The following is a 10132-nucleotide window of genomic DNA, read 5'->3' on the forward strand; positions in this document are numbered from 1 at the left end:
CCCCCACGAAGTCAAGCCAGCACCGGCCAGCAGACCAATCCTTTCCCCCTGCCGCAAAACCTCTGCGCCAGGACGGATCCCCCACAGGGTGTCCATACATCACTCCCTTGGCCAAGACTTCCTGGCCAATACAGCAACTTTTGCCAAGGGAAGCAGCCTGCCACAAGACTGCCTTTTGGAGTCTGTAGTCTGGAGCCAGCTCTTGCTCGGTGGCGGGATGACCAGCTTCTGGGCACAGAGATTCCCAAAAATTCTGTCAGGGCCAGCTCCGCTCCGGCTTGGGATCCATATACGTCGTTGCCAGATCTGGGATGCTGGCGGAGAGGGTCACGATGGCAGCGAAGTTTCCCGGTATTGGCCAACAAAGAACCTTGCTCTCACTCAAGAGCTCAGGTAGGTATCTGGACTTAGACTTAGGTCGAAATCTCGAACAGCTCCAGCACTGAAGAAAATTGCTGTAGGAATCCTCACCTCAAGCATAGGCAAGTTATAATCCCAGCAGCCTCTGTGGAGATTGCTCTCTTATGTCTGTAAAGCTCCTGCCTCAGTGTGAGAACTTGAAAGAGCAGGTTGAAGCTATCCTGCAACTCTGGCATCAGGATTCCACTTTTTCAGGCAAGCAAGATACCACTCGGATTCAAGCTTCCCTCAGCAAAGCTATTTCTCCAACCTTCGAGATTGTCTTTGCCGGTGCTTTCAGTGCTGGCAAGTCTATGCTAATCAATGCCCTCTTAGAAAGAGAGCTTCTCTACAGCGCCGAAGGGCACGCCACAGGGACAGAGTGCTACATCGCCTACGCAGAGCCAAATGCGGAGAGGGTAGTGCTCACTTTTCTTAGCGAGCAGGAAGTGCAAGAACAGATGACCGCCTTCTGCGCTTTCCTAAACTTGGCTCCGTCACTCAGCAGGCTGGAAGACACTGCACTGAATCCCCTGAAGGAGCGTGCTGGGGCTATTATTCAGCAGGAGGGAGGCAAAAGCAAGTCAGAGCGGGCGAAGCAGGCGGATGCACTTCGCTTGTTGATTACAGGTTTCCAGCAGAACCGGGACAAAATTCACCCTACCGAGAACAAAGTTTTCTCAATGGAGCAGCTCAACTTCGGCAACCTAAGAGAAGCTGCGGGTTTTGCCCGGCGCGGCGCCAATAGCGCAGTTTTGCGAAAGGTGGAATACTATTGCCACCACCCCTTGCTGGAAGATGGAAACGTTATTGTCGATACTCCTGGGATCGATGCTCCAGTCAAAGCGGATGCAGAGCGTACTTATCGAAAAATTGCCGATCCGGATACGTCCGCAGTTGTTTGCGTTCTCAAGTGTGCTGCAACGGGTGAGCTGACCAAGGAAGAGACAGAGCTTATTGAGCATATTCAAAGTAATGATAGCATCAGGGATCGCGTCTTCTATGTGTTTAACCGGATTGACGAGACTTGGTACAACGCACAACTAAAGCAGAGACTAGAAAACATTATCGACCAGCAGTTTCGTCAACTCCGCGTATTTAAGACAAGCGGCCTTCTCGGCTTCTATGGTTCCCAGATCAAGGCAACTACCCCCGAGGATCGATTTGGACTGGATACGATTTTTTCAGAAAGCATCAAAGAATTGGGTGGTGGGGAAGAAACACCCCAGTTTGTCAGCGAGTTTAACAAGTACTGCACGTCAGGTAGGTTGGTTGGATCCCCGTTCCGCCCTTCTGTACATGGGTACGACACACCCATAAATAACTACGTTCGGATTCTGAGGGAGTGGGGAAAACCTTTGATTGAGTATATGATTAAAGATAGCGGTATTGAAGACTTTCGGGCTGGGATCACTCGTTATTTAACGGAAGAAAAGCGGCCACAGCTATTTTCCGCGCTGGCCGATGATTTGCAACCTCTCTGCATCGAGATGAGGAAGTCCTATCTAGATCTCTACCGAGACATTGATAGCCAGCCCAAAGAGATTGACAGCATGATTTCCTATGAGCTGACGCTGATCAATCAGCAGCTAGCCAGTATTGGCCGAGAGTTTGACGAGCATATCCAGACAGTAGTCAATAAAGTTATTAACGGAGAAAACAAAGAATTTGAGAACGATTTCCGTAAATTGCAGGCTAGGATGGTACGGAGGCTAGATGAGCTTTTGGATACTTTTTCGTTGGACAATGTTTACAGTCAAGCCGTTCGCATTCGTCCCCGCAACTCCACAGCTCCATTCTTAGCTGTATTGGTCGAAGCCTTTTATTATTTGTCCAACCATCTAGAGGACATCCTGGTAGAATCAGCCAGCACGCTTGTAGAGAACTTCTTTCGTCGCCTTGTTGATGAAGTTCGCAGCTCGAGCTACTACAGGCAGTTGTTTCGCCTACTGGGATCCGATGGGGACTTGGAGAAAAAGCTTCTTTTGGTTAAGGAGGTAACTTTGAGTTCTCTTGTCAATGGTGCCCGAAAAGAGTGCGACCGCTACCTCAGAGAAAGCCCCCGCTTCTACGACGAAGGAACATTCTCGATCTACCAGTTTCGAGAAGTCCTAAAGCAAACCAGCCAATCTTATGACATCTCTGCTATTCGCGACGCAGAGCCTGGAATCCGACAATTACTTAAGCTTGACTTCGAGCCGAAAATTAACCAGACAGTGCGTTCTAGCTTCCGACAAGAGACCAACAATACTCTAAAAACTCAACTATTGCCGGTTGCCAAGCAAGTAGCCGATGAGATTTTGCAAAAGTACCCAGAAGCAAAGCAGTTCATGGAAGCAACTCTCAGAAAAGAGGCTGAAGAGAAAATTGCGCTTAACCAACAGCGGCTGAAAGAACTGGAGGCAAGCATAGACAAGTACAACCAAGCTGTTTCTGGGATCAACCTCTGCTTGCAAGCTTTGGGCCTCAATCGCGAGATGCTGCCCTTGATTACTCGTCCTGAACCTTCCTCTGTTGGTGAGTCAGTTCAGATTTTGGCAAGTCTTCCTGAACAGCAAGTAGGTGACAGCAATGCAAGCGAAGCAGTCGCTCTTGGTCGTTCTACACCCATAGACGAGAGTTTTCCAGAGTTGGATAGCATCCTCGATGATTTGAGATAGAGCGGCTTGTCTTTGTTTTTGGCCTTTCACTTGATCCAGATAAAGTCATGGGATCCAAATCAATACCTCTACAGCAGCACCCAGAAGGGATCCTCTCTGTAAGGGAGAAAACTTTCAAGGTTGCCAACTTGGTCAAAGCAGCCCAAGAGGACTTGACCAAGAAAGAAGAGCTGACTCGCTTGTTCATCGCCGCCTTGAGATCCTCAGGGATCCTGCCGCCGGAAGACTTGCTCAACATTGCCAGTAGCCTTCTTGCTCCCAAGCCAGAAGAAAAATTGTTGCAAGAAGCGAAGTGGTTTGGGCAGGGACTTGCTTGTCAACTCTTGGTGCCGGGCAAGAAAGATTGGGAAAAAGGCAGAGTCAGATTGCGGATCATTGTAGAGTTTGAGCCAGAGGATACAGTCTCAGAGGGCGGCAGTGGATCCCCTCTGGATGACCTTCGCGGAGGTGAGGAATAACTTAACTGGAAAAATGCACCAGGAGGTTGATCCAGGAGGTTGATCAAGTGCCAGATAATCTTTCTGAACAAGCTCAAGATTGCTTTAGCGAGCTCGACAGCCCTCCAGATCAGGAGGCATTGGATCTCTTTTGGATGACATTCGGGGAGATGTCAGTCAGTAAAGTCTGTTAGCAATAGGAGACAATGCCGTGGTCGATCCGATAGTTTTTAGGTCAGATGATAGGGAAACTGTCGTCGAAATTGGTGATCAAGTCTACCTTCCAAGTAGCTTGCATAGTGCAATTATTAATTACCTTCTTTCAGATACTTTACAGACAAACGGTTACCTTAAATCAAGAAAGGTTTATGCGGACATTAGAATGCTCGTGGATGGAATAGAATCTAGAGTCTTACAGCCCAGAAAGTCGTGGATCTCTGGCAAGATATCAGTCAAAGTTTATCTCGAGTTTGTTCCTGATGACCCATATAGAGATTCTGGAGATAGCGCTCCCAGAAAACTAGAGGATTCTATACTGGATGATTTACGGGCTGTTCAAGTTGTCTCTATGTCTTGAGGTCGATAAGATGACAAAAACATCCATTAATCTTAGCCGACTGGGAGATGGAGTTATCACTTTTATCAACAAGAACAATAAGCAGAAAGTCTACATGATTTCCAAGCTTTGCGATTCTATCAATTCTTATTTCCTGAGGTTTGACCAAATGGGAAGAGAACTAAACAGTCACTTGAGTTCGTCTGAGATACAAACAGATATTCCCTCTGAAGATCGGGTTCATTTTTTCCATAAAGGAGTTCCATGCTCGATTCTTTCTCCTAAAACTAACGGTTGGCAGACCGGTAGAGTAAAAGTAAGAGTAGAAGTTACGATTGACTTTTATCCTGACAATCCTGAATTTCTGATAAAAGAACCCGACCAAGAGATATTAGAACCTCTAGATGAAAAGTCTCCACTGGACGATCTTCGCAGTATGGATGAATAACGATGAAAGAAAGAAAATCCGGCGAAAGGATTCTAATTCCAGCAGCCGTGCGGGAGTATGTTTTCCAAAGAGACGGCTTCCGTTGTCGCGGTTGCGGAAAGTCGCCCCCAGAGGTTCAGCTTCAGATCGATCACATCATCCCCATTGCCCAAGGGGGCAGCAACGACATCAGCAATCTGCAAACGTTGTGCAAAACCTGTAACCGACGCAAAAAGGATCGACGGGATCCCCGCTTTCGCCGTCACTTTGACTGGTAAGTTCTTAATCCTTTGCCCATTTTCTCTCTACAAAGCAGGAGAGCTTTCTGCCGCAAAAATAATGCTAGACAATAGGCGGGAAACTCAAAAACGGCATTCGGGTCAGGACTCCCGGCGCTGAGCCGACTTCAACTTCCAGCCCCTCGGCAGGATTGAATTTGGTGCGCACGTATCCCAATCCCAGGTACTCTTGCGAAGTTAGGCCTGCACTGGTCAGCAGCCCAATCTTTTCCCCCTGCCGCAAAATCTCTGTGCCAGGATGAGCTTCTCCTTGGAGGCGGATCCCCCACAAAGTTTGCCGAATGCGCCGGTAGGTTACCTGCTTGGCCAAGACTTCCTGGCCAACGTAGCAACCTTTGTCAAGGGAAACAGCTCGCCACAGGCCGGCTTCTAGGGGGTTGTAGTCTGAGGTCAGCTCTCGGTCGGCGGCGGGGCGACCCGCTTCTAGGCGGAGGACTTCCCACAGCTCAGGTGGGGCCAGCTTGGCTCCGGCTTGGAGCAAGCATTCCTCAAGGGCTGCTTCCTGGTCAATGGTGCCCCAGAGGGTAAACCCCGGCTGGGCAAGACCCGTGCCACAAGCCAGATGGACAGGGATCCCCTGGATCTCCACGGCGCAGTGCTCATGAGGCCCGGTCGGAATCTCTTCTGAGCTCACCACTTGCTCCAGGAGAGCCTGACTCTGGGGGCCGAGCAACCCAAAACCAAAGGTCTGGTCCGTCTCATCTTTCAACTCTGCTCCCCGCACCAAAGGCAGCATACGCCCCAAACTCTGCATCAGCAGGCTGCGCCGCTGGGGTGAAGTCCAGATCCAGCAGTCTTCTTCTCCCACGTACACCGTTGCCAAATCCAGGATGCCGGCGGTGGGGGTCACGAAAACCGTGTCGGCCCCCTGCCCTGGCTTGAGGGCCTTCAGATTTTGGGTGCTTCGGTTGTGCAGATAGTCCAAGCCTGGGGATCCCTTCATGCGCAAACGGCCCCACCCGGAGCGGTCTAGAAGCAGGGATCCCGTCTGTGCAACGGGTTGGCCCTCTGTGGAAACAGCAGCTAGAAGAGACATCGCTCACCCCAGAGATGGGCTTTGGTTTTCTTCTCTACCCTAGAATAGGCTAGTTCACCCTACCGTCTGTGGCAGACCCCCGGCGTACTGAACTGTGATTGAGGTTGAAGTCCACCAACAGTTGCGGCAGCTTTTGCGGCAGTCTCCCGAAGCCCTGTGGCCCCACCAGTTGACGATGGCTCGCATGGTGGCGCGAGGGTTGCGGTTGGGTCGCAGCACCTTGATCCAGGTGCCCGCTGGGGGTCAGCACCGCCTCAGTTATCTGCTGCCGGCCCTGATGTGGCCCAACCCCACCTTGCTCTGCGCTACAGCTCCTGTGCAGGCGCAAATTTTGGGGGAAGAGATCCCCTGGCTACAGCACACCCTGCAGTTGCATAAGCCCGTCCTGCAAAAAGACCGTTGGCCGGATCCCGATTTCCAGGGGTTGCTGTTGGTGGATCCCCTGGATTGGCTGCAAGCTCGCTTGAGAAAGGGATCCTCGCAAGTGCCGACAGGGATCCCTCTGATCCTGGATGGAGCCGAAGACCTGGAAGATTGGGCCTACCAGGCGCTAACGGTGACCCTGGAAGCCAGCCATTGGCAACAGCTCCGGCAAATCTTCCCTGCCGAGGCGGAGCAGCTCTCCCAGGTTCAGGTCAATTTGTCCCTGCAGCTTTTGCGGCGGCCTCTTTCCCGCTGTCTGCTTCATGCGGATGAACAGGTTCACCTGGATGCTGTGCTGTCTTTGGTGACAGGCTACCCCGGCTGGCTGCCGGATCCCTGGGATCAAATCCGCCGGCGGCTCAGCTCTGAGGGGGATCCCGTCTCCAAATGGATTTGGTGGGCCGAAACCGACCGAGAAACCGGTCGCCTCACCCTTCACCACAGCCCGACGGCTCTGCACGATTGGTTGGCCCCCATTTGGGCCACACAGCCGGTGGTGATTATTGGGGAAGCGCTGGATCTGGATCGCCAGGCGGAAACCTATCGGCGACGGTTGGGCTTGCCGGATCTGACGCCGCTGCGGTTTGCCTCAGGCGAGGGTTGGCCACGTTCTGGCGGGGCGGAGCTTTCCCTTTACTTGCCGCGCCTCCCCCTGCCCAACAGCCCTCTATTTCGGGATCACCTGCTGCAAGAGCTGAAAAAGCTGATCCCTCAGGCGCAGGGCTTCGTGGTGGTGTTGGTGTCGGATCAGCCTCTGCAGGCACAGGTGGGAGCGGCTTTGGCTGCCGAATTCGGCTCGCGGGTGCGGGTAAACAGCCCTTTTCCGGGCGAAAAGGGCATTTTGGTCTGCGACTGGCCCTACTGGCTACACCACAAGGCCGGCTTGCCTCGCCCGGAACTGATGGTGATCACCACTTTGCCCTTCCCTTCTGTGGAAGACCCAAGGGTGGCCGGACGGGTGCAATATCTGCAACGCACCCAGCAGGACTGGTTTCGTCAGTACCTTTTGCCGGTGGCTGCTGCCCAGTTGCAACGGGCCGTCGCGCCTCTGCGGCAAGGCTCTGATTCGGGAGAAGACCCCAGCTCCCCCACTCGATGGGTGGCTATTTTGGATAGCCGCATTATCGTCCGCAGCTACGGCGTCTCTCTTCTCAATGCCTTGGGGCCAACTTTACGGGTCGAGCAGCGCAGCCAATTGTTCGTTTAGGGATCCCTGGGCCTCTTGCTCGAGTTGATGGGATGTATGGTCATTTTAAATAGGAATGAAACATTTCTGTCCAGCTCCTCTCTCCCTCTGGGAGAAGGTCTGGGGGTGGCCGCGGAAGCAGCGCGGAACGCCTGGGGAGTGTCTCAATCTAGTTTGGAATGACTATATTGAGGATTTTTTGGCTTGAGCGACTGAGAGAAGGCTTGCTCAGCATAGAGGGGAGATTTGTATCCTAGAGAGCCAAAGTCAACTGGGATCCAAGCTATTCTGAGGGTGAATCACTCCTACTCACCTTCTTCTCATGATCAGTCCTGCTCTCAGCTCCGATACAGCACTGCGCACGCAAGCAGTTTGGAAGCCATTGCGGCAGGCCATTGTGGAAAGCTCGGGTTTTCGGGGATGGCTCCAGGGCCGGGAGTTGCCCACTCAGGAAGCAGAGCTGGATCAACTGGTGCATAGCTACCTCGAGCAAACCTTGTCTCACCTGGCCTATTAGGATCCCCAGAGTCCCAGCCAGAGGGGCAAGGTCAGCAAGGCGGCCAAGTACCCCACGGCCAAGGCAGTTACGGTAATTTCCCGATCCAAGTCGTATTCTTCCGTGAGCACCAGGGTGGCGATGGCGGGGGGCATACCGCTCTGCAAGATCAGCACCAGCTTGGCCAGAGGCGGGTAGGGGGTGAAGGCAAGGCCGATTCCCACCAAGAGCGGCACAATCACAATTTTGATCAAGAGGGCCACTCCGGCGGCAAGAAAGGATCCCCAGCGCTTCACCTGGGCCAGCCGCATCCCCAAAATCATCAAACTGAGCGGGATCATGCTCCAGGCAAAAGCCGCCAACGCTTGAGAGAGCCAACCCGGCAGAGGTTCGCGCGTCAGCAGCAGGCCCATCGCAAACGACCAAAGAGCAGGGGTGCGCAGAATGTGGAGGCCCACCTGCCAAGGTTGGGCATGGGAACTGCCGTGGCGGCTGGCCACCCACACGCCAAACCCGTAGGCCATGAACAGAGTGCCCAGCAGATCATAGAACAGGGCCCAGCCAAAGTAAGCCCTTCCGGCCACAGCCAGACAGATGGGATAGCCCAAATACCCGGTGTTCCCCAGGGTGGCGGTTAGGTGAAAGCTGCCCTGCTGGGCACTGCTCCAACAGTTGTGGCGCTGCCACCACAGCCAAGCGCTGGTCAAGGCAAACCCCAGCCCCACCGACAGCCAGCAGATCAGGGGAGCAACCCAGATTTGGCCCGACAGATCCACCCCCTGCATAAACCCGACAATGCTGAGGGGCACCCCCACCCAGAACATGAACCGCCCCAAAGCATGAGGATCCAGCCAACGATTCCAGCCGCCGGGCAGCCCCTTCTGGAGAGCAAACCCCAGCAGCGTCCAGCCCAGCAAGGGAGGATAAACCTGAAAAAGGGTGTTGAGCACGCTCAAAGGGAAGAGGGAAGGGATCCCTAGGCAGGGATCCGCCGAGGTTCTTCACGCAGGGCGAAGATGCGTTGAATCACCTCTTCAACAACGCGGTCTGGGGTAGAGGCACCGGAGGTAATGCCGATTTGCACCGGCCCATCGGGTAGCCACCCTTCGGTAACCGTCGGGTCTTGGTGAAGAGGCTTGTGGCGGATGCGGTTGTTGGGTTGGATGCAGTCGGGGCCATCGATGTGGAAGGAAGGCAAGCCCTTGGCCAGGGCAATTTCCTGCAAGTGGGTGGTATTCGAGGAATTAAACCCCCCGATCACCACCACCACATCCAAAGGCTGCTCGAGCAGCTCGAACATGGCATCCTGCCGCTCTTGGGTGGCATTGCAGATGGTGTTGAAGCTCATGAAGTGATTGTCCAACTCCTGGGGGCCATATTTGCGCAGCATGGTGGTCTCAAACAGCTTGGCAATGGCGCGGGTCTCCCCTTCCAGCATCGTGGTTTGGTTGGCGATGCCGATCCGCTCCAGATCGCGATCCGGATCAAAACCGGGGGAAGTGGCCTTGCCAAAGCGCCGCCGAAATTCTGCCGCATCTCCGCCTTGCAAAATGTAGCGGGCGACCCATTCTGCTTCTTCCAGGTTCAGCACCACCAGATATTTTTCGGCAAAGGAGCTGGTGGCTACGGTTTCCTCGTGGTTGTACTTGCCGTGGATCACAGAGGTGAATTGAGCCGCGCGGTGCTTGTCCACTTGGTTCCACACGCGGGAAACCCAGGGGCAGGTGGTATCGACAATCTCATTGCCCTGCGACCGAAAAAACGCCATTTCCGATGCACTTGCCCCAAAAGCAGGCCAAATCACCACATCTTGGGGCCGGATCTGAGAGAAGTCCTTCTTGCCGTCTGGGCCTTTCTCCACAAAGCGGATCCCCATCTCCTTCAGGTGCTGGTTTACCAAAGGGTTGTGGATGATCTCGTTGGTGATCCACAGTTGCCGATCCGGAAAGCGTCGCCGCGCTTCATAAGCATATTCCACCGCCCGTTCCACGCCCCAGCAAAAGCCAAAGGCCCTGGCCAGGTGAATGGTAATGTCGCCCCGCTGATAGCGGTAAGCCTGGGCGCGGATTTGCTCCACAAGGGGGCTTTTGTAGGTGGTTTGCAGCTCCAGTTGAGCCTGATCCTTGTGTTCTTCAAATCCCTTGGCAAAGTAGGTGCTGGATCCGCGCAGGGCTTTGCGCAGGGCCCGTGGGTCTTGGGGAGAGCTATCCGGG

Annotated in this window: 10 protein-coding genes; 7 read left to right on the plus strand and 3 right to left on the minus strand. The window is 53.8% G+C overall.

Features of this window, described 5'->3' with window-relative positions:
* Window positions 1–524 precede the first annotated feature (524 nt).
* The 5 genes from NW856_RS10180 (at window position 525) to NW856_RS10200 (ending at window position 4757) form a co-directional block, all read left to right on the plus strand.
* On the plus strand, window positions 525–3059 hold the full coding sequence (locus tag NW856_RS10180; protein ID WP_414400112.1) for a dynamin family protein: 2535 nt from the start codon (window positions 525–527) through the stop codon (window positions 3057–3059).
* Between the two features lie 47 nt (window positions 3060–3106).
* Entirely contained in the window at window positions 3107–3517 is a 411-nt protein-coding gene (locus NW856_RS10185) for a KGK domain-containing protein (protein WP_414400113.1), read from the plus strand.
* A gap of 190 nt (window positions 3518–3707) precedes the next feature.
* A complete protein-coding gene (locus NW856_RS10190; RefSeq protein ID WP_414400114.1) occupies window positions 3708–4073 on the plus strand; it encodes a KGK domain-containing protein in 366 nt (121 codons plus the stop codon).
* A 10-nt stretch (window positions 4074–4083) separates the two neighbouring features.
* Complete coding sequence (locus NW856_RS10195; protein WP_414400115.1) at window positions 4084–4500, plus strand: KGK domain-containing protein; 417 nt, start codon at window positions 4084–4086, stop codon at window positions 4498–4500.
* A gap of 47 nt (window positions 4501–4547) precedes the next feature.
* On the plus strand, window positions 4548–4757 hold the full coding sequence (locus tag NW856_RS10200; protein WP_240530472.1) for an HNH endonuclease: 210 nt from the start codon (window positions 4548–4550) through the stop codon (window positions 4755–4757).
* Between the two features lie 64 nt (window positions 4758–4821).
* Here the strand turns inward: NW856_RS10200 and NW856_RS10205 are convergent, their stop codons facing one another.
* Entirely contained in the window at window positions 4822–5814 is a 993-nt protein-coding gene (locus tag NW856_RS10205; protein WP_414400116.1) for a YgfZ/GcvT domain-containing protein, read from the minus strand.
* 94 nt (window positions 5815–5908) lie between these two features.
* Here NW856_RS10205 and NW856_RS10210 point away from each other — a divergent pair, with 94 nt between their 5' ends.
* Window positions 5909–7444, plus strand: a complete 1536-nt coding sequence (locus tag NW856_RS10210; protein WP_414400118.1) for a hypothetical protein — start codon at window positions 5909–5911, stop codon at window positions 7442–7444.
* A gap of 301 nt (window positions 7445–7745) precedes the next feature.
* Window positions 7746–7940, plus strand: a complete 195-nt coding sequence (locus NW856_RS10215; RefSeq protein WP_011434196.1) for a hypothetical protein — start codon at window positions 7746–7748, stop codon at window positions 7938–7940.
* Here the strand turns inward: NW856_RS10215 and NW856_RS10220 are convergent.
* A complete protein-coding gene (locus tag NW856_RS10220) occupies window positions 7937–8869 on the minus strand; it encodes an AEC family transporter (RefSeq protein WP_414400119.1) in 933 nt (310 codons plus the stop codon). The genes NW856_RS10215 and NW856_RS10220 overlap by 4 nt on opposite strands.
* Window positions 8870–8895: 26 nt before the next feature.
* Window positions 8896–10101, minus strand: coding sequence for a 4-hydroxy-3-methylbut-2-enyl diphosphate reductase (locus NW856_RS10225; RefSeq protein ID WP_414400121.1), 1206 nt, complete (start codon window positions 10099–10101; stop codon window positions 8896–8898).
* Window positions 10102–10132: the final 31 nt, after the last annotated feature.

The organism is Synechococcus sp. R3-13, assembly GCF_047462195.1.
Taxonomy (GTDB): domain Bacteria; phylum Cyanobacteriota; class Cyanobacteriia; order Thermostichales; family Thermostichaceae; genus Thermostichus.